Source organism: Microbacterium sp. NPDC060132 (assembly GCF_042729675.1).
Lineage (GTDB): Bacteria > Actinomycetota > Actinomycetes > Actinomycetales > Microbacteriaceae > Microbacterium > Microbacterium sufflavum.
The window spans coordinates 2,076,138-2,093,499 of record NZ_JBHWXU010000001.1 but is presented as its reverse complement, the minus strand read 5'-3'; the positions used below and the strand labels follow the sequence as shown (position 1 = coordinate 2,093,499).

Here is a 17,362-nt window from a genome sequence, read left to right as displayed (position 1 = left end):
CTCTCAGAGGAGTCGAGGCGAAACGAAGAGGAAGAGGGACGGATGCGAGAGCGGGCTCCTGGAGCCCGGCATCCGGTGCAGAACGGGGGCGGCGGCTCTAGGAGAGCGGGCGCACCGGGGTCGAGCCGAGAGTGGCGATCTGCGCGGCGGCGATCGTGGTCATGGTGTCCTCCTCATGGGCTCGGCGAGGTCGTCCGGTTGGCGCGACAGCCCATCAGCCTATTGCTGTGAACCAGCTGGGCGCAAGAGGAATTCCCGCGGCAGCCGAAAGCCCCGTCCCGCGCGGAGACGGGGCGGGGCTTCGGACGGCTCAGCGCGCGGCGCTCTCACGGGCCAGGAGGCTCTGCTTCACGGCGAGACCCCACGCGAAGCCGCCCAGCGAGCCGTCGGTGCGCAGCACCCGATGGCACGGGACGAACAGGGCCGGGGCGTTGCGGGCGCAGATCGACGCCGCCGCGCGCACCGCGTTCGGATTGCCGAGGCGCGCGGCGAAGCCCGTGTAGGTGAGCGGCCGACCCGGCTCGATGCCGCGCAGCGCATCCCACCCCGCGCGCTGGAGGGCGGTTCCGGTCTGCTTCACCGCGACGGCGTCGATCGCCGACACGTCACCGGCGTAATAGGCCAGGGCGGCAGCCGCCGCGTCGGTCTCGGCGTCGCGCAGCTCCTCCGGACGGGCGGCGGCGGAGAGGCGACCGAGGATCGCCTCCACGTCGTCGGTCCACCCGGAGGCGAGGACGCGCTGCTCGGCGTCGGCCAGGATCGTGAACGGGCCGTCCGGGGTGTCGATGGTCTGGATCAGGGCGGTCATGGCGTCTCCTTCGTCTGGGTCTCGTCGTCGGTCGCGGCCGCGCGGGCGGCAGGCGACCGCGGCCCCGCGGGGCGCTGGGGTGCCGCACGCCACAGGTGCGCGCTGAGGTAGCTCCGCCAGGGGGCCGTGCGCTCGGCCCAGGCGACCAGGGGCTTCGGCTCGCCGGGGAGCCCCACCGCCGCCGCGCCCGCGCGCAGCGCGACATCGCCGGGGAGCAGGATGTCGGGGTCGCCGAGCACACGCATCCGCACGTAGTCCGCCGTCCAGGGTCCGATCCCCGGCATGGCCAGCAGGGCCGCGCGCTGCTCCGCGCCGTCATCGCCCACGGTCAGCGTGAGGCTGCCGTCGGCGAGGGCCGCGGCGGCCCCCGTGACCGCGCGGATCCGGGCCGCGGGGCCCCGCAGCACCTCGGCCCCGTGCTCCGCGATCGCGGTCATGGTGGGGAACAGCAGCCCCTCGGGTGTCCTCTCCCCCAGCGCCTCGGTGAGTGCGGTGAGCGCGGTGCGGGCGGCGACGACGGTGATCTGCTGCCCGATCATCGCCCGGATCAGCATCTCGTGCGGATCCGCGGCACCGGGCACCCGGATCCCCGGCGTGCGTGCGACCAGGGCCGCCAGCGACGGATGCGCGGCCAGGGCCTCGTCGATCGCGAGGGGGTCGGCGTCGAGGTCGAACAGGCGCCGCGCGGTCGACACCAGCGGCGCCAGGTCGCTCAGGCGTGCGACGCGAGCCCGCAGCCGCAGCCGCTCGCCGTCCTGCCGCACCTCGAACCACGCGGGGCCGCCCGGCATGCGCAGGTGGCGCGCGAACGCGTCGGACCGCGCCTCCTCGACCCCCGCGACCGCCCTGGCCGCCATCCACGCGAACACCCCGGCCGCGTCGAACGGGCCGCGGTACGGCAGGGCCAGGTCGATCGCCCCCGGCACGTCGGACGCCGGAGTGCGTCGCCGCGCCCGCAGCTCGCCCGGCGTGAGGCCGAACACCTCGCGGATCGTGTCGTTGCACTGGCGGATGCTCTGGAACCCCGCGGCGAACGCCACATCCGCCACCGGCATGTCCGTGCCCACGAGCAGCATGCGGGCCGTGTGCGCGCGGTGCGCCCTGGCGAGCGCGAGCGGGCCGGCGCCGAGCTCGGTCGTCAGCAGCCGCGTGAGGTGCCGGCTGGAGTAACCCAGGCGGGCGGCGAGGCCCGGCACGCCTTCGCGCTCCACGACCCCGGTCGCGATCAGCCGCATGGCGCGCGCCGCCGTGTCTCCGCGCACGTCCCACGCGGGCGACCCCGGTGCGGCCTCGGGCAGGCAGCGCTTGCAGGCGCGGTAGCCGGCCTCGTGCGCGGCCGCACTCGTGGGATAGAACGTGACGTTCTGCGGCTTCGGGGTGCGGGCAGGGCAGCTCGGCCGGCAGTAGATCCCGGTCGAGCGGACCGCGGTCACGAACTGCCCGTCGAAGCGGGTGTCGCGCGCACTGATGGCGCGGTACCGCTCGTCGAAGTCGATCACGGGGAGGCTCATGTCCTCCACTCTGCCACCGACCACCGACCACGGCTGGCGGAAATCGGACACGACAGTGAAGGCCCCGGAGACGACGGAACCCGCCCTCCCGAGGAGAGCGGGTTCCGGACGCGGATGCGCGGAGGTCAGTGGAAGAAGTGACGCTCCCCGGTGAAGAACATCGTCACGCCCGCCTTGCGCGCGGCGTCGACGACCTCCTCGTCGCGCACCGACCCACCCGGCTGCACGATCGCGGTGACCCCCGCGTCGATGAGCACCTGCGCACCGTCGGCGAACGGGAAGAAGGCATCGGAGGCGGCGACCGATCCGGCCGCCCTGTCGCCCGCTCGCTCGACCGCGAGGCGGCACGAGTCGACGCGGTTGACCTGACCCATGCCGACGCCGACCGTGGCGTTGTCCTTCGCCAGCACGATCGCGTTCGACTTCACGGCGCGGCAGGCCTTCCACGCGAAGATCAGATTCTCCATCTCCTCGTCGCTCGGACGCTCACCCGACACCAGCTCCCAGTCCTTCGCGACCGACACGATGTCGTCGGGGAAGCGGTCGGCGTCCTGCAGCAGCAGCCCGCCCGACACCAGCCGCACGTCCATGCGCTCCTGCTGCCAGTCTTCGGGCAGCTGCAGCAGACGCAGGTTCTTCTTGGCCTTGAACACCTCGAGCGCGGCGGGCTCGAACGACGGCGCGACGATGACCTCGGTGAAGATGTCCTTCAGGTTCTCGGCCATCTTCAGCGTGACGGTGCCGTTCGCGGCGATGACCCCGCCGTACGCCGAGACCGGGTCGCACTCGTGTGCGCGCAGGTGGGCGCTGGCGATCGGGTCGAGCGCGTTCGGCGCGGTCGTGGCGATCCCGCACGGGTTCGCGTGCTTGATGATCGCGACGGCGGGCTTGATCATGTCGTACGCGGCGCGCAGCGCGGCATCCGCGTCGACGTAGTTGTTGTACGACATCTCCTTGCCCTGCAGCTGCGTGGCCTGGGCGATGCCGTGGCCGCCGGCGCGGGTGTAGATGGCCCCGCGCTGGTGCGAGTTCTCGCCGTAGCGGAGGGTCGCGAGGCGCTCGGCCTGGATCGTGAGGTGGGCGGGGAGATCGCCGGGCTCGGTGAGCGTGCCCTCGGCGAACCACTGCGCCACGGCCGTGTCGTAGGCGGCGGTGTGGGCGAAGGCGCGCGCGGCGAGCTCACGGCGCTGGCCGAGCGTGGTGCCGCCGTCGGCGACGGCCGACACGATCGCCGGGTAGGACTCGGGCGAGACCACGATCGCGACGTTCGCGTGGTTCTTCGCCGCAGCGCGGACCATGGCGGGCCCGCCGATGTCGATCTGCTCCACGACGTCGTCGCCCACGGCGCCGGAGGCCACGGTCTCCACGAACGGGTACAGGTTCACCACCACCAGCTCGAACGGGGCGATGTCGAGCTCCGCGAGCTGGCGCTCGTGATCCTCGAGGCGCAGGTCGGCGAGCAGGCCGCCGTGCACCTTGGGGTGCAGCGTCTTCACGCGGCCGTCGAGCATCTCGGCCACGCCCGTGACCGCGGCCACGTCGGTGACCTCGAAGCCGGCGTCGCGGATGGTCGAGGCGGTCGAGCCGGTCGACACGATCTCGACCCCGGCGTCGGCGAGGGCCGCGGCGAGCACGAGCAGATCGGTCTTGTCGCTGACCGAGACGAGGGCGCGCCGGATCGGCACGGTGTCGCGATCGCGGTAGAGCGTGGGGTCGTGGCGGGGGCCGGCCATGATGGGCTCCTTCGTGCGGGGGCGTGCGGGGGTTCGGGGGTTCAGGTCAGGACGAGATCGCCGGTCGCGATGCGACGGACGACGTCGATGAGCAGGCGGCGCTCGACGGGCTTGATGCGCTCGTGCAGGGTGTGCTCGGTGTCGTCGGCGCGGATCGGGACGCGCTCCTGCGCCAGGATCGGCCCGGTGTCCACGCCGTCGTCGACCACGATCACGCTCGCCCCGGTCTCGCGCACCCCGGCCGCGAGGGCGTCGCGCACTCCGTGTGCGCCGGGGAACTCCGGGAGGTACGCAGGGTGCGTGTTGATGATCCGCGGGGTGTACGCGGCGACCAGCGACGCGGGCAGCAGACGCATGAGGCCACTGAGGACCACCAGGTCGGGGTTCCACACCGCCAGCTGCCTGCCGAGCTCCTCGCCCCAGGCCTCGCGGCTCTCGTGCTCGTGCCACGGGACGGTGAAGCTGGGGATGCCGAACTCCTCGGCGTGCGCCAGCCCCTCTGCTTCGCGATCCGCGCCGACGACGACCACCCTGGCCGGGAAATCGGGGTGACGAGCGGCCTCGAGGAGGGCGCGAAGGTTCGAGCCGGCGCCCGAGATGAGAACGGCGACCGTGAGCACGCGCCCAGTCTACCGGCGCGCGGGGACCGCCCCGTGCGGCCTCGGGCGCGGGCGGCGGGACTCAGCTGCGCCGATCGCGGTCGTCGCCGTCGGGCAGCGGCGGGACGCGCAGGTCGCCGAGTGGCGCGGTGTCGTCGGGCAGGGACGGCCACGCGGTCGGCTCGGCGGGAAGCGGACCGCGGTCGCGCTCGGCCTCGGTCATCTCGGCGAGCCAGCGGTCGGTGCGCTCCTCCGCGAGTTCCTCCCGGTTGCGCGGTGCGAGCAGCAGGATCGCCGCGCCCACCAGCACCTCGGCGCCGAGCGCGAGGGCGAAGGGCAGCACGGCGGGACCGACGACGCCCAGGCGCCCCGGCCCCATCGACCCGTTCGCGAGCTCGGCCGCGAGCCCCGCGACTCCCGCCGTCACCGCGGCGATGCCCACCGCGATGACGGCGCGCTGCAGCAGCCCGAGCGGTGTGCCCTCCCAGACGAGCCGGGAGCGCACGGCCCAGCCCGCGAACGCGCCGGCCGCGACGGGGACGAGCACCACGATCAGCATCCACATGGAGGTGTTCTCCGGCAGCAGCCCGAACACGGGGATGCCGGGGACCACGCCGAGCTGGGTGCCGGCGGGCGACACCGCGGTGCCGGCGCCGACCGCGAAGCCGGGACCGGCGAGCCACGCCGCCGCCCACACGATCAGGGTGGGCAGATACGCCAGCTGCGCGAGCGTGAGCACGGTGGCGCCGAGCGCGTCGACGCGCGCACCCTGGAACAGCGCGACCACGTCACCGCCGCGGGTCAGCACCGACAGGGCCACGGCGAGCGCCGCCGCTCCGGTCACGCCGACCAGGGCGAAGGCCGCACCCCGGACGATCGCCGCGGGCACGGGAGCCCAGTCCTCCCGCGCGTCGAGGCGGTCGTGCAGGCGGTCGAGGAGGCCGCCGTCGCCGTCGTCCCAGGCCACCCGGACGGCGCCGCAGACGGCGCCCACCAGATAGACGGCGGCGGGCAGCAGGATCGCGAGCGGCAGCGGCGTGCGCACCGCATCGAGCCGTGCCGTCAGCGCGACCAGTGTGGAGATCGCGGCGAACACGGCGGAGCCGGACAGGGCACCCAGCAGCCACGCCCCCGCGTGGGCGGCGCGCGCTCCGGAGCGCGCGGCGAACAGGAGCGTGAAGAACAGCAGCAGCAGGGGCGTGATCGACACCGCGAACGATGCGGCTTGCGCGGGGATGCCCAGCGTGACGAGGAGCTCGTCGGGGATCGTGACCTCGAGCGGGACGCCGTGCCCGAACTGCCAGAGCGTGCCCGTGAGGGGCCAGAGCGCACCCCAGTCGGCCGTGATGCCGAACGCGACCGTCCACAGCAGCGTCAGCGGCGCCAGGAGCACGGCCAGTCCGACCGCGGCCGCGATGGCGGCGTCGAAGGCGGCGAGGAGCGCGACGAGGAGGCGTTGCATAGCGATTCGAGACTACGACGAGTTGCCGTGCGGCTCCTCGGGGCGCGCGCGGGGCGGGCGACACGGTAGCGTTTCTCCGGAGGTTACCCGATGACAACTGCCCCGCCCGCCCCGGCGACCGCCGAGCCCACCGGCGCCCTGGACCGCTTCTTCGAGATCAGCAAGCGCGGATCGACGATCGGCACCGAGATCCGAGGGGGCCTGGTGACGTTCGTCACGATGGCCTACATCGTGATCCTCAACCCGATCATCCTGTCCGGCAAACCCGACGTCGCCGGGAACATGCTGGACTTCAACGCGGTCGGTGCCGCGACCGCCCTGACCGCCGGCGTCATGACGATCCTGTTCGGGCTCGTCACGCGTCTGCCGTTCGGCTTCGCCGCCGGACTCGGCATCAACGCGTTCGTCGCGTTCTCCGTGGTCGGCCAGGTGACCTGGCCCGAGGCCATGGCGCTGGTGATGATCAACGGCGTCGTGATCGTGCTGCTCGCCGCCACCGGACTGCGCAAGGCGATCTTCGACGCGGTGCCGTTCCAGCTCAAGATCGCGATCACGGTCGGCATCGGCCTGTTCATCGCGTTCATCGGCTTCGTCAACTCCGGCTTCGTCACCGCGACCGGTGCCTCCTCGCCGCCCGTCGGGCTCGGGGTCAACGGCTCCGTCGCGACCGTGCCGAGCCTGCTGTTCGTGATCACGCTGCTGCTGACGGGCATCCTCGTCGCGCTGCGCATCAAGGGCGGCATGCTGATCGGCCTGATCGGCGGCACCGTGCTCGCCGTGATCGTCGAGGCCGTCTGGCACATCGGCGCCCGCGGCTTCGACGACGAGGGCAACGTGATCAACCCGGGCGGCTGGGGTCTGACGGTTCCCGCGCTGAACGGCTCCCCCGTGGGCGTGCCCGACCTGAGCCTGATCGGCGCGGTGGACTTCTCGTTCGACCTCGGCAAGGTCAGCCTCGTCGCGCTCGTGATGATCGTCTTCACCCTGCTCTTCACGAACTTCTTCGACGCGATGGGCACCATGACGGGTCTCGCGAAGGAGGCGAACCTGGCCGACGACAACGGCGACTTCCCGCGCATCAAGTCGGCGCTGGTGGTCGAGGGCGTCGGTGCGATCGCGGGTGGCGCGACCTCGTCGTCGTCGAGCACGGTGTTCATCGAGTCGGGCGCGGGGATCGGCGAGGGTGCCCGCACGGGCCTGGCCAACGTCGTGACCGGCGTGGTGTTCCTGATCGCGATGTTCCTGACCCCGCTCACCTCGATCGTCCCGACCGAGATCGCCGCGGCGGCCCTGATCATCGTCGGTGCCATGATGATGGCGCAGATCCGGCACATCGACTTCGGCGACTTCCGCGTGCTGCTGCCGGTGTTCCTCACGGTCTCCGTGATGCCGCTGACGTACTCGATCGCGAACGGCATCGGCGCGGGCTTCGTGAGCTGGGTGCTCATCCACGCGTTCTCCGGCCGGGCGAAGACCATCAGCCCGCTGCTGTGGGTGGTCGGTGCCGGCTTCCTGATCTTCTTCGCACGCGGACCCATCGAGGCGCTGTTCGGCGTCGGGATCTGACGAGCGGATCCACGGAGGGGCGGGTGCTGCGGCACCCGCCCCTCCGTGGTTTCCCTGGGCCTCAGGCGTAGGCAGCGGCGAACTCGGCGGACGGCTCGATCGGCTCGATCACGTCGATCAGCACCCCGCCGGGGGCCTCGACGATGAAGTGCCGCTGACCGAAGTCCTCATCGCGCAGGGCCAGCCGTTCGGTCAGTCCGCGCTCCCCCACCAGCCGGGCGTGCTCGGCGGCGGCGTCTGGCACCTCGACGTTCAGCAGCAGTCCGGTGACCGGTGCGCGGAAGCCCTCCGGGATGGTCTCGTGCGTGCGGTCGAGGATCGCGAGCTCTCCCCCGTCGAAGCGCAGGCTCACGTACCAGTCGGCCTCGAACGTCGTGTCGAATCCGAGCTCCTCGCGATAGAACCGCGCGGCCGCGGACACGTCGTCCACCATCAGCACCGGGTAGAAGCTGGTGATCTCCATCGTCACTCCTTTACATACTGCGTGTTTGTATTCGTCCGGCTAGAATACATACAACACGTACGTAAAGGAACCCGCATGCCCCGCGCCTCCGCCGCCGACGCCGCCGCCACGGCCCGCCGCATCCTCGACACCGCCACCGCGCACTTCGCCGCACACGGATACGCGGCGGCTTCGGTCGACGACATCGCCCGGGCCGCGGGCGTGACGCGCGGCGCCGTGTACCACCACTACGACTCGAAGCCCGGACTGTTCGCGGCCGTCGCCGCCGCCGCGCAGGAGCGGGTCGCCTCCGTCATCGCGACCGCCACGCGCGACACCCCCGGCCCCGCCGCGCTCCGCGACGGCAGTCACGCCTTCCTCGACGCCATCACCGCGGGAACCGCCGCGCGCGTGCTGCTCGTCGACGGCCCCGCCGTGCTCGGCTGGGAGCAGTGGCGTCGGCTCGACGCCGAGGGGCCGGAGCAGGAGCTGCGTGCGGGACTGCGCGAGGCCGGGGTCCCGTCCGCACAGGTCGACGCCCTCACCGCCGCGCTGTCCGGCGCCATGAACGAGCTCGCCCTGTGGCTCGCCGCCCGCCCCGACGACACCGCGGCGCGACGGCAGGCACACCGCGCACTCGACCGCCTGCTCGACGCCGTGACGTCGGCGCACTGAGACCGGACGCGACGAGGACCTGGGCACGACGATGCCCCGGACACGACGAAGGCCCCGGGGTGGAGCCCGGGGCCTTCGCTACGAGTGTACGCCTTACAGCGCCTCGATGATCTCGCGCATCAGCGCGGCGGTCTCGGACGGCGTCTTGCCGACCTTCACGCCCGCGGCCTCGAGGGCCTCCTTCTTCGCCTGCGCGGTACCGGCAGAGCCGGAGACGATCGCACCGGCGTGACCCATGGTCTTGCCCTCGGGAGCCGTGAAGCCCGCGACGTAGCCGACGACCGGCTTCGTGACGTTCGCCTTGATGTACTCCGCCGCGCGCTCCTCGGCGTCGCCGCCGATCTCGCCGATCATCACGATCGCCTTGGTCTCGGGGTCGGCCTCGAACGCGGCCAGCGCGTCGATGTGCGTGGTGCCGATGACCGGGTCGCCGCCGATGCCGATGGCGGTGGAGAAGCCCAGGTCGCGCAGTTCGAACATCATCTGGTAGGTCAGGGTGCCCGACTTCGACACGAGGCCGATCGGGCCCTTGCCGGTGATGTTCGCGGGCGTGATGCCGACGAGCGCCTCACCGGGGGTGATGATGCCGGGGCAGTTCGGGCCGATGATGCGGGTCTTGTTGCCCTTGCTCTGCGCGTAGGCCCAGGCCTCGGCCGAGTCGCCCACGGGGACGCCCTCGGTGATGACGACGAGCAGCGGGATCTCGGCGTCGATGGCCTCGATCATCGCGTCCTTCGTGAAGGCGCCGGGGACGAAGGCGATCGACACGTCGGCGCCGGTCTCCTTCATGGCCTCGGCGACCGAGCCGAAGACGGGGAGCTCGACGGCGTTGCCGTCCTTGTCCGTGTGCGAGACCGTGGTGCCGGCCTTGCGCGCGTTCACGCCACCGACGACCTGGGTGCCGGCCTTGAGCATGAGCGCGGTGTGCTTGGTGCCCTCGCCGCCGGTGATGCCCTGGACGATGACCTTGGAGTCCTTGTTGAGGTAGATCGACATTTCTCTCGTCCTTCAGTCTCAGGCGTTGGCGAGCTCGGCGGCCTTGTCGGCGCCCTCGTCCATGGTTGCGGCCAGGGTCACGAGCGGGTGCGCGTACTCCGCGAGGATCGCGCGACCCTCCTCGACGCGGTTGCCGTCGAGACGGACGACGAGCGGCTTCGAGGCCGTGTCGCCGAGGGTCTCCAGTGCCCCCTTGATGCCGTTGGCCACGGCGTCGCACGCCGTGATGCCACCGAACACGTTGACGAACACGCTCTTGACCTGCGGGTCGCCGAGGATGACGTCGAGGCCCGCCGCCATGACCTCGGCCGAGGCGCCGCCGCCGATGTCGAGGAAGTTGGCCGGCTTGACGCCGTTGTGGTTCTCACCCGCGTAGGCCACGACGTCGAGCGTGGACATGACCAGACCCGCGCCGTTGCCGATGATGCCGACCTCGCCGTCGAGCTTGACGTAGTTCAGGCCGCTCTGCTTGGCCTTGGCCTCGAGCGGGTCGGCGGCGTCCTTGTCCTCGAGCGCCTCGTGCTCGGGGTGGCGGATCTCCGACGCGTTGTCGTCGAGCGTGACCTTGCCGTCGAGGGCGATGATGTCGCCCTCCTCGGTGCGGACGAGCGGGTTGACCTCGACCAGCGTCGCGTCCTCGCCCTTGTAGACGTCGTAGAGCTTCACGAACACGTCGGCGACCTTCTCGACGAGGTCCTCCGGGAAGTTCGCGGCGCGGGCGATCTCGACCGCCTTGTCCTTGTCGATGCCCGTGAGCGGGTTGACCTCGACGCGGGCGAGGGCCTCGGGGCGCTCGACCGCGAGCTCCTCGATCTCCATGCCGCCCTCGACCGAGCAGAGGCTCAGGTAGGAGCGGTTCGCGCGGTCCAGCAGCACGGAGAAGTAGAACTCCTCGGCGATGCGAGCGCCCTGCGCGACCATGACGCGCTTGACGACGTGGCCCTTGATGTCGAGGCCGAGGATCGCCTTCGCGGCCTCGTACGCCTCATCGGGGGTCTTGGCGACCTTGACACCGCCGGCCTTGCCGCGGCCACCGGTCTTGACCTGGGCCTTGACGACCACCACACCGCCGATCTTCTCGGCGGCCGCCTTCACCTCCTCGGGGGTGTCGGCGACGATGCCGGCGAGGACCGGCACTCCGTACTTCTCGAAAACGTCTCGTGCCTGGTACTCGTACAGATCCACTGTGGTTCCTTCACTGGGCTGCTGTTGGTCTGGTGATTCTCTCGATGTCGAGACATCGACCAGTCCCCCAGCCTACTACCTCGGCCTGACCGCTCCGGAGCGCGGGGCGGGCGGCGATGACCGCGGCGGCCGGTCGACGAGGACCTAGGATTTCGTCATGCGAGACTTCCCCGAATCGCGCGACGCCGTCGTCGCCGCCGCCCTCGAGCTCTTCCGGACCCAGGGCTTCGACCAGACCTCCGTCGAGCAGATCGCGAAGGCCGCGGGGGTGTCCCGCTCGACCTTCTTCCGACAGTTCGGCGGCAAGGAGGATGTGGTCTTCGCCGACCACGAGGTCCTGCTGGATCAGCTCAGGGAGTTCCTCGCCGAGGGGCACGACGACCCGTGGGCGGCGGTATGCGCGGCGTCGGAATCGGTGTTCGCGCACTTCTCCAGCGACCCGGAGATGGCACGTCGCCGCTACCAGATCGTGCGCCAGGTGCCGGTGCTGCGCGAGCGGGAGATCATCACGGTGTTCCGCTACGAGCGACTGTTCGACGAGTACCTGCGCGGCGCCCTCCCCGGCGTCGATCCGCTCGACGCGGTCGGGTTCGCGGCGCTCGTCACCGCGGTGCACAATCACGTGCTGCGCCAGCTGCTGCGTGGCCGCAGGAAGGTGCCGCTGTCGACCCTGCAGTCGGCGCTCGCGGATGTGCGGCGCCGCTACGGCGTCGCGGACGGGTCCGCCGCGGATGCCCCGGACGACGTGGTGGTGGCGGTGTTCCCGCGGGCGATGCCCGTCGCCGAGGTCACGCGGCGGCTGCGCTCCCGGCTCGACTGATACCGCGGCGAGCTCGGCGCTCGTGGGACCCAGTATCGAGGAGTACGATACTCAGGTCCACGAAGGAGCACCCATGAGCATCGAAGCCTCCCCGTTCCCCGGCGAGCGCGTCTCGTCGTACGACGTCACCGGCCGGCAGGACAGCGACTACTACGCCGTGTTCACCGACATCCCCGCGGCCGACCGCGAGGCCTGGGACCGCGCCAAGGCGTACGTCGACGAGGTCGCCCCGCAGATGGCCGAGGCCTGGGACCGCGCCGAGTACCCCCTCGACGCCGCCCGCCGCATGGGCGAGCTGGACCTCGTGGTCGACGGCATCGACCACCCGTCGCTCACGCGCCTCTCCCCCCTCGCCGCCGGGCTGGTCAACATGGAGATCTCCCGCGGCGACGGCTCCCTCGGCACGATCCTCGCGGTGCAGGGCGGCCTGGCCCTTCGCACCCTCGCGCTGTTCGGCTCCCCCGCCCAGCAGGAACGGTGGCTCACCGCGCTGGCGGACGGCTCCGTGCTCGGCTCGTTCGCACTGACCGAGCCCGACCACGGGTCCGACTCCGTCTCCCTGGAGACCACCGCGCGCCGCGACGGCGACTCCTGGGTGCTCCGCGGCACCAAGAAGTGGATCGGCAACGGCGCCTCGGGCGGCATCACGTTCGTCTGGGCCAGGGTCGACGACGAGTCGGCCGCGGAGCACGGCGCCGTGCGCTGCTTCCTCGTCGAGCAGGACACCCCGGGCTACACCGGCACCGTGATCCGCGGCAAGGCTTCGCTGCGCGCGATCCACCAGGCCCACATCCGCCTCGACGACGTGCGCGTGCCCCTCGACGCCGTGCTCCCGGGGACGACGAGCTTCAAGGATGCGTCGACCGTGCTGTACGCCACGCGCTCGGGTGTCGCGTGGTCGGCCCTCGGCCACGCGACCGCCTGCTACGAGGCCGCGCTGGCCTACGCGAAGGAGCGCGTGCAGTTCGGCAAGCCGCTCGCCAAGTTCCAGATGGTGCAGGAGCGGCTGACGCACATGCTGGAGGACCTCACGGCGATGCAGCTGTACTGCCGCCGGATGGCCGACCTGGAGCAGGCGGGGCAGCTGCGGCCGACCCAGGCCTCGCTCGCGAAGTTCCACAACACCCGCGCCGCCCGCCGCATCGCCGCGACCGCCCGCGACCTGCTCGGCGGCAACGGCATCCTGCTGGAGAACGGCGTGATGCAGCACCTCGCCGACATCGAGGCCATCCACACCTACGAGGGCACGGAGTCGGTGCAGGCGCTGCTGCTCGGCCGCGACATCACGGGGATGAGTGCCTTCGCCTGACGCCGGGCGCCCGCATCACACGGTCGCGGGTCAATCGCAGCCGCAGCCGCCCGCGGGCGTCTTCACCATGAAGCACACGTCGCACACGCCGTAGTCGCGCTCGACGGGCTTGGGCGCCGCGGGCGTGCGCGGGGCCGCGGGAGTGCGCGGCGCGGAGGAGCGCTTGGCCCGCACGGCGGTCGGCGGCGCGAACTCGCTCGGGTGCGTCACGTAGAAGTACGGTGCGCGCCCCTCGCTCGGCTGCAGGCGCAGGCGGGTCGAGCCCACCGTGACCACCTCGTCCTCCGTGAATCCGTTGGTGTAGGTGCGGCCGATGTGCAGCGCCGCGCCGTCGCCCCGGCGGATGGCCTCGATGTAGCGACCGCGGTCGATCAGGGAGGTCACCCCGATCTGGTCCACGATCTCGCCGATGAAGGCGTGGTTCACCGGATCGATGCGGTGGGCGCGGAGCGCCTCCGGCAGCGAGCGGTACGGACGGGAGGTGCCGGCGGGGGTCGGGCCCTGGACTTCATTCATCCCTTCCAGGATCGCACGGCGCAACCCCCTCGGCCGACCGTCTGCCGCATGCGAGACTGGCGCCATGCCCCTCGCGACGATCATCGGCTCCGGACCGAACGGCCTCTCGGCGGGCGTCGCGCTGGCCAGAGCCGGATACCGGGTACGCGTGCTCGAAGCGGCGGACACCGCGGGCGGTGGCCTGCGCACGACCGAGGGGACCACGCTCCCGGGGTTCCGGCATGACGTGTGCTCCGCCGTGCACCCCGCCGCCCTCGCCTCGCCGTTCTTCCGGGCCTTCGGCCTCGACGAGCGCGTCACGTGGATCCGGCCCGACATCTCCTTCGCCCACCCGCTCGACGACGGGCGAGCGGCCATCGCGTGGCGCGACCTGGAACGCACCGCGGCCGACCTCGGGCCCGACCGCGACGCCTGGCTGCGACGACTGCGGCCGCTCACCACGCACATCGACGGCGTGACCGACTTCACCGGCAACCAGCTCCTGCGCATCCCGCGCGACCCCGTCACCGCGGCGCGCTACGCGGTGCGGATGCTGGATCAGGGCACTCCCCTCGCCCGCGCCGCCTTCCGCACCGACGAGGCCGCCGCCCTGATGGCGGGGGTCGTGGCGCACGCGAACTCGCCGCAGCCGACGCTCGCGGGCGCGGCGGCGGGGCTGCTGCTGGCCGCGCTCGCGCACGCCGGAGGGTGGCCGTACCCGCGCGGGGGATCCCAGACCATCGCGGACGCCCTGATCGCCGATCTCGAGGCGCACGGCGGCACCGTCGAGACCGGGGTGCACGTCGGCGACCTCGCCAGCCTCGACGGGGGCGACCCCGCGCGCGGCGACGTGCTGCTGCTGAATACCTCGCCGCGGCTCGCCCTCACGCACCCCGACATCCCCGCCCGCTACGCCAGGGCCGTGCGTGCCTACCGCTACGGTGCGGCCGCCGCCAAGGTCGACTTCGCCCTGGACGGCCCCGTGCCGTGGGCCAACCCGCACGTGCGGAACGCCCCGACCGTGCACGTGGCCGGAGACCGCGACGAGGTGTGGAACAGCGAGAACGCGGTGGCGATCGGGCGCGTGAGCGACCGGCCCTACGTGCTCGCGGTGCAGCCCTCGGTGTTCGACCCGACGCGGGCTCCGGAGGGCAAGGCCGTGCTGTGGGCTTACATCCACGTCCCCGGCGGCAGCGACCTCGACCCCACCGAGCTCATCACGGCACAGGTCGAGCGGTTCGCTCCGGGGTTCCGCGACCGCATCCTCGCCCACCACGCGGTGCCGGCGTCCTCCCGCGAGGCCCTCAACCCGGCCGAGATCGGCGGCGACATCTCCGGGGGCGTGTTCGACATGCGGCAGGCGCTGCGGCGTCCCGTGCTCTCCCCCGCGCCCTGGCGCACCCCGATGCCCGGCGTGTACCTCGCCTCGGCCTCGACCCCGCCCGGCCCCGCGGTCAACGGCATGGCCGGCTGGCACGCGGCGCACACCGTGCTGCGCGACGCGGGCACGCCGGCGGAGCTGGGCGACCTGTTCGGCTGACCGCAACCCCTTCCTCCCCGCGATGCCCGCGGTCCAGGATGGGTGCATGCGCTACGAGATCCCCGCCCCCATGCTCGCCAAGGCGACCGCCACGGTGCCCGACCCCGTGAAGCATCCCGGCGGACTGCTCTTCGAGCCGAAGTGGGACGGCTTCCGCGGGCTGATCGCCTGGGACGGCGAGACCGTCGAGATCGGATCCCGCGGCGCGAAGCCCCTCACGCGCTACTTCCCCGAGCTCGTCGACGTGATCCCGGAGCTGCTCCCCGGCCCGTGCCTGCTCGACGGGGAGATCGTGGTGGCGACCGGGCCGCAGGGAGCGCAGCGGCTGGACTGGGAAGCCCTCAGCCAGCGCATCCACCCGGCCGCCTCGCGCGTCGCGAAGCTCGCCGCGGAGATCCCTGCCATGTTCGTGGCCTTCGACCTGCTCGCGTACGGCGAAGACGACCTGCAGACGCAGAGCTTCGAGACGAGGCGCGCCCGGCTGGAGAGCGTGATGGAGGCGGTCGAGCATCCCCTGCACCTCACCCGCACCACGCGCGACCGCGACGCCGCCGTCCGCTGGCTCGAGGAGTTCGAGGGTGCCGGGCTCGACGGCGTCGTGGCGAAGCCGCTCGACCAGCCCTACGCGCCGGGCAAGCGGACCCTGCTCAAGATCAAGCATGCCCGCACCGCCGACGTGGTCGCGCTCGGCTACCGCATCCACAAGTCCGGCTCCGGGGTGGGCTCGCTGCTGGTCGGGCTGTACGACGCCGACGGGACACTGCGCCAGGTCGGCGGTGTCGCGGCCTGGAGCGACGCGCGGCGCCAGCAGCTGGTGGAGGAGCTCGCGCCGCTCGTGGAGCGCGACGCCTCCGGAGCGGCCGTGACGGGCGAGGGTGAGCGTTCGCGGTTCAGCGGGTCGAAGGACGTGTCGTTCGTGCGCCTCCGCCCCGAGCGCGTGCTGGAGGTGCGGTACGACCAGCTGGAGGGTGCGCGCTTCCGCCACACGGTGCAGTTCGAGCGGTGGCGACCCGACCGGGACGCGCGCTCCTGCACGTACGACCAGCTCGACACGGTCGCGGGTTACGACCTCGCCGACGTGCTCAGCTGAGCCGGGTCAGTCCTCGACGGGGTTGCCGTTCTCGTCCCAGTTCGCGGCGTTCTTCTTGCTGGGCTGCACGCGCGGCGGCTCGCCGGGCATCTTGGGGAACTCGGGCGGGAACGGCAGCTCGCCCAGCCCCGCCGCCAGGTCTCGCTCCCACCACTCCAGGAGGGTGTCGATGCGTCCCGGCGTCGCCTGCATGTCGGCCCACGGGTCGCCGATGTCGTCGAGTCGCTGCGGGATGCTGCGCACCGTGAACGAGCGCGGATCGACGTCGTCGAGCTCGTCCCAGTGCACCGGCGTCGAGACGGTCGCTCCCGGGAGCGCACGGGGGCTGTAGGCGCCGGCCATGGTGCGGTCACGGTTGGCCTGGTTGAAGTCCACGAACAGCCGCTCGCCGCGCTCCTCCTTCCACCAGTTCGTCGTGACCCGGTCGGGCATGCGTCGTTCCAGCTCGCGCCCTGCCGCGATCACCGCGTGCCGCACGTCGAGGAACTCGTGCGTCGGCTCGATCGGCGCGAACACGTGCAGGCCGCGGTTGCCGCTCGTCTTCGCGAACGCCTCCAGACCGGCCTCGTGCAGCACCTCCCGCAGCGCGTGGGCCGCGGGCACGGCCTCGGCGAAGCCGGTGCCGGGCTGGGGGTCGAGGTCGATGCGCAGCTCCACCGGGTTGTCGGAGTTCTCCGCCAGCGACGCCCACGGGTGGAACACGATCGTGTTCATCTGCACCGCCCACACGATCGCGCTGGGCCGGGTGAGCACGATCTGCGGGTGTCGGCGGCCGCTGTTGTACGTCACGGTCACGGCATCGACGAAGTCGGGGGTGCCCTTGGGCGGGTTCTTCGAGAAGAAGCCCTCCGCCCTCGGCTCCCCGCTCGCGCCGACGCCGTCGCGGAACCGTTCGAGGGACACGGGGCGATGGCCGTTGGCCGACAGGAACGGCTGCGCGACCTGCTGCACGTACTCCGCCAGCTCGGCCTTGGTGATGCCGAGGTCGGGCCACACCACCCGGTTCGGGCTGGAGAGGGAGACCTCGCGCTCCCCGTCGGGGTCGGAGACGGTCAGGGTCACGCGTTCGGAGGCCATGATCCGACCCTAGGGCGCACCTCCGACGGGCGGAACCCCCGGCGGCCGGGGGAA

The 17,362-nt window shown here is 72.2% G+C and carries 16 protein-coding genes; 6 read left to right on the top strand and 10 right to left on the bottom strand.

Features of this window, described 5'->3' with window-relative positions:
* Positions 1–310 precede the first annotated feature (310 nt).
* From ACFWCH_RS10240 to ACFWCH_RS10220, 5 genes are all read right to left on the bottom strand, one after another.
* Entirely contained in the window at positions 311–808 is a 498-nt protein-coding gene (locus tag ACFWCH_RS10240) for a methylated-DNA--[protein]-cysteine S-methyltransferase (protein ID WP_136031014.1), read from the bottom strand.
* On the bottom strand, positions 805–2,319 hold the full coding sequence (locus tag ACFWCH_RS10235; RefSeq protein ID WP_378803479.1) for a DNA-3-methyladenine glycosylase 2 family protein: 1,515 nt from the start codon (positions 2,317–2,319) through the stop codon (positions 805–807). Before ACFWCH_RS10235 ends, ACFWCH_RS10240 begins: the two co-directional genes overlap by 4 nt.
* Positions 2,320–2,444: 125 nt before the next feature.
* A complete protein-coding gene (purH, locus tag ACFWCH_RS10230) occupies positions 2,445–4,052 on the bottom strand; it encodes a bifunctional phosphoribosylaminoimidazolecarboxamide formyltransferase/IMP cyclohydrolase (protein ID WP_136031019.1) in 1,608 nt (535 codons plus the stop codon).
* Positions 4,053–4,093: 41 nt separating this feature from the next.
* Positions 4,094–4,672, bottom strand: coding sequence for a phosphoribosylglycinamide formyltransferase (purN, locus tag ACFWCH_RS10225; protein WP_378803478.1), 579 nt, complete (start codon positions 4,670–4,672; stop codon positions 4,094–4,096).
* A 61-nt stretch (positions 4,673–4,733) separates the two neighbouring features.
* Positions 4,734–6,113: a DUF6350 family protein gene (locus ACFWCH_RS10220; RefSeq protein WP_378803477.1), complete on the bottom strand. Its 1,380-nt coding sequence runs from the start codon at positions 6,111–6,113 to the stop codon at positions 4,734–4,736.
* A gap of 90 nt (positions 6,114–6,203) precedes the next feature.
* On the opposite strand from ACFWCH_RS10220, the gene ACFWCH_RS10215 reads away from it, so the two are divergent.
* Entirely contained in the window at positions 6,204–7,679 is a 1,476-nt protein-coding gene (locus ACFWCH_RS10215; protein WP_136031023.1) for an NCS2 family permease, read from the top strand.
* A 61-nt stretch (positions 7,680–7,740) separates the two neighbouring features.
* Here ACFWCH_RS10215 and ACFWCH_RS10210 read toward each other — a convergent pair whose 3' ends face one another.
* Entirely contained in the window at positions 7,741–8,142 is a 402-nt protein-coding gene (locus tag ACFWCH_RS10210) for a VOC family protein (protein WP_136031025.1), read from the bottom strand.
* A 75-nt stretch (positions 8,143–8,217) separates the two neighbouring features.
* Here ACFWCH_RS10210 and ACFWCH_RS10205 point away from each other — a divergent pair, with 75 nt between their 5' ends.
* Positions 8,218–8,796, top strand: a complete 579-nt coding sequence (locus ACFWCH_RS10205) for a TetR/AcrR family transcriptional regulator (RefSeq protein WP_378803476.1) — start codon at positions 8,218–8,220, stop codon at positions 8,794–8,796.
* 93 nt (positions 8,797–8,889) lie between these two features.
* Here the strand turns inward: ACFWCH_RS10205 and sucD are convergent, their stop codons facing one another.
* Entirely contained in the window at positions 8,890–9,792 is a 903-nt protein-coding gene (gene sucD / locus ACFWCH_RS10200) for a succinate--CoA ligase subunit alpha (RefSeq protein WP_136036215.1), read from the bottom strand.
* An 18-nt stretch (positions 9,793–9,810) separates the two neighbouring features.
* Entirely contained in the window at positions 9,811–10,977 is a 1,167-nt protein-coding gene (gene sucC, locus ACFWCH_RS10195) for an ADP-forming succinate--CoA ligase subunit beta (protein WP_136031181.1), read from the bottom strand.
* Between the two features lie 157 nt (positions 10,978–11,134).
* On the opposite strand from sucC, the gene ACFWCH_RS10190 reads away from it, so the two are divergent.
* Together ACFWCH_RS10190 and ACFWCH_RS10185 are read left to right on the top strand one after the other, a co-directional pair.
* Positions 11,135–11,797 carry a TetR/AcrR family transcriptional regulator gene (locus ACFWCH_RS10190; protein ID WP_136031183.1) on the top strand — a complete coding sequence of 221 codons (663 nt, stop codon included), beginning with the start codon at positions 11,135–11,137 and terminating at the stop codon, positions 11,795–11,797.
* A 73-nt stretch (positions 11,798–11,870) separates the two neighbouring features.
* Positions 11,871–13,106: an acyl-CoA dehydrogenase family protein gene (locus ACFWCH_RS10185; RefSeq protein WP_136031185.1), complete on the top strand. Its 1,236-nt coding sequence runs from the start codon at positions 11,871–11,873 to the stop codon at positions 13,104–13,106.
* A gap of 30 nt (positions 13,107–13,136) precedes the next feature.
* Here the strand turns inward: ACFWCH_RS10185 and ACFWCH_RS10180 are convergent, their stop codons facing one another.
* Complete coding sequence (locus ACFWCH_RS10180) at positions 13,137–13,622, bottom strand: hypothetical protein (RefSeq protein WP_136031186.1); 486 nt, start codon at positions 13,620–13,622, stop codon at positions 13,137–13,139.
* A 64-nt stretch (positions 13,623–13,686) separates the two neighbouring features.
* Here ACFWCH_RS10180 and ACFWCH_RS10175 point away from each other — a divergent pair, with 64 nt between their 5' ends.
* Both ACFWCH_RS10175 and ACFWCH_RS10170 read left to right on the top strand, forming a co-directional pair.
* Entirely contained in the window at positions 13,687–15,141 is a 1,455-nt protein-coding gene (locus tag ACFWCH_RS10175) for an NAD(P)/FAD-dependent oxidoreductase (protein WP_247638466.1), read from the top strand.
* A gap of 46 nt (positions 15,142–15,187) precedes the next feature.
* On the top strand, positions 15,188–16,231 hold the full coding sequence (locus ACFWCH_RS10170; protein WP_378803475.1) for an ATP-dependent DNA ligase: 1,044 nt from the start codon (positions 15,188–15,190) through the stop codon (positions 16,229–16,231).
* 6 nt (positions 16,232–16,237) lie between these two features.
* On the opposite strand, the gene ligD is transcribed toward ACFWCH_RS10170, so the two are convergent.
* Entirely contained in the window at positions 16,238–17,308 is a 1,071-nt protein-coding gene (gene ligD / locus ACFWCH_RS10165; protein WP_378803474.1) for a non-homologous end-joining DNA ligase, read from the bottom strand.
* Positions 17,309–17,362 lie beyond the last annotated feature (54 nt).

Excerpts from the sequence above, each read along its gene's own strand:
- ACFWCH_RS10170 (WP_378803475.1), top strand. The coding sequence starts at position 15,188 with ATGCGCTACGAGATCCCCGCCCCCATGCTCGCCAAGGCGACCGCCACG.
- ACFWCH_RS10240 (WP_136031014.1), bottom strand. The coding sequence starts at position 808 with ATGACCGCCCTGATCCAGACCATCGACACCCCGGACGGCCCGTTCACG.
- ACFWCH_RS10220 (WP_378803477.1), bottom strand. The coding sequence starts at position 6,113 with ATGCAACGCCTCCTCGTCGCGCTCCTCGCCGCCTTCGACGCCGCCATC.
- ACFWCH_RS10210 (WP_136031025.1), bottom strand. The coding sequence starts at position 8,142 with ATGGAGATCACCAGCTTCTACCCGGTGCTGATGGTGGACGACGTGTCC.
- ACFWCH_RS10215 (WP_136031023.1), top strand. The coding sequence starts at position 6,204 with ATGACAACTGCCCCGCCCGCCCCGGCGACCGCCGAGCCCACCGGCGCC.
- ACFWCH_RS10190 (WP_136031183.1), top strand. The coding sequence starts at position 11,135 with ATGCGAGACTTCCCCGAATCGCGCGACGCCGTCGTCGCCGCCGCCCTC.
- ligD (WP_378803474.1), bottom strand. The coding sequence starts at position 17,308 with ATGGCCTCCGAACGCGTGACCCTGACCGTCTCCGACCCCGACGGGGAG.
- ACFWCH_RS10235 (WP_378803479.1), bottom strand. The coding sequence starts at position 2,319 with ATGAGCCTCCCCGTGATCGACTTCGACGAGCGGTACCGCGCCATCAGT.
- purH (WP_136031019.1), bottom strand. The coding sequence starts at position 4,052 with ATGGCCGGCCCCCGCCACGACCCCACGCTCTACCGCGATCGCGACACC.
- ACFWCH_RS10205 (WP_378803476.1), top strand. The coding sequence starts at position 8,218 with ATGCCCCGCGCCTCCGCCGCCGACGCCGCCGCCACGGCCCGCCGCATC.
- ACFWCH_RS10175 (WP_247638466.1), top strand. The coding sequence starts at position 13,687 with ATGCCCCTCGCGACGATCATCGGCTCCGGACCGAACGGCCTCTCGGCG.
- ACFWCH_RS10185 (WP_136031185.1), top strand. The coding sequence starts at position 11,871 with ATGAGCATCGAAGCCTCCCCGTTCCCCGGCGAGCGCGTCTCGTCGTAC.
- ACFWCH_RS10180 (WP_136031186.1), bottom strand. The coding sequence starts at position 13,622 with ATGAATGAAGTCCAGGGCCCGACCCCCGCCGGCACCTCCCGTCCGTAC.
- sucD (WP_136036215.1), bottom strand. The coding sequence starts at position 9,792 with ATGTCGATCTACCTCAACAAGGACTCCAAGGTCATCGTCCAGGGCATC.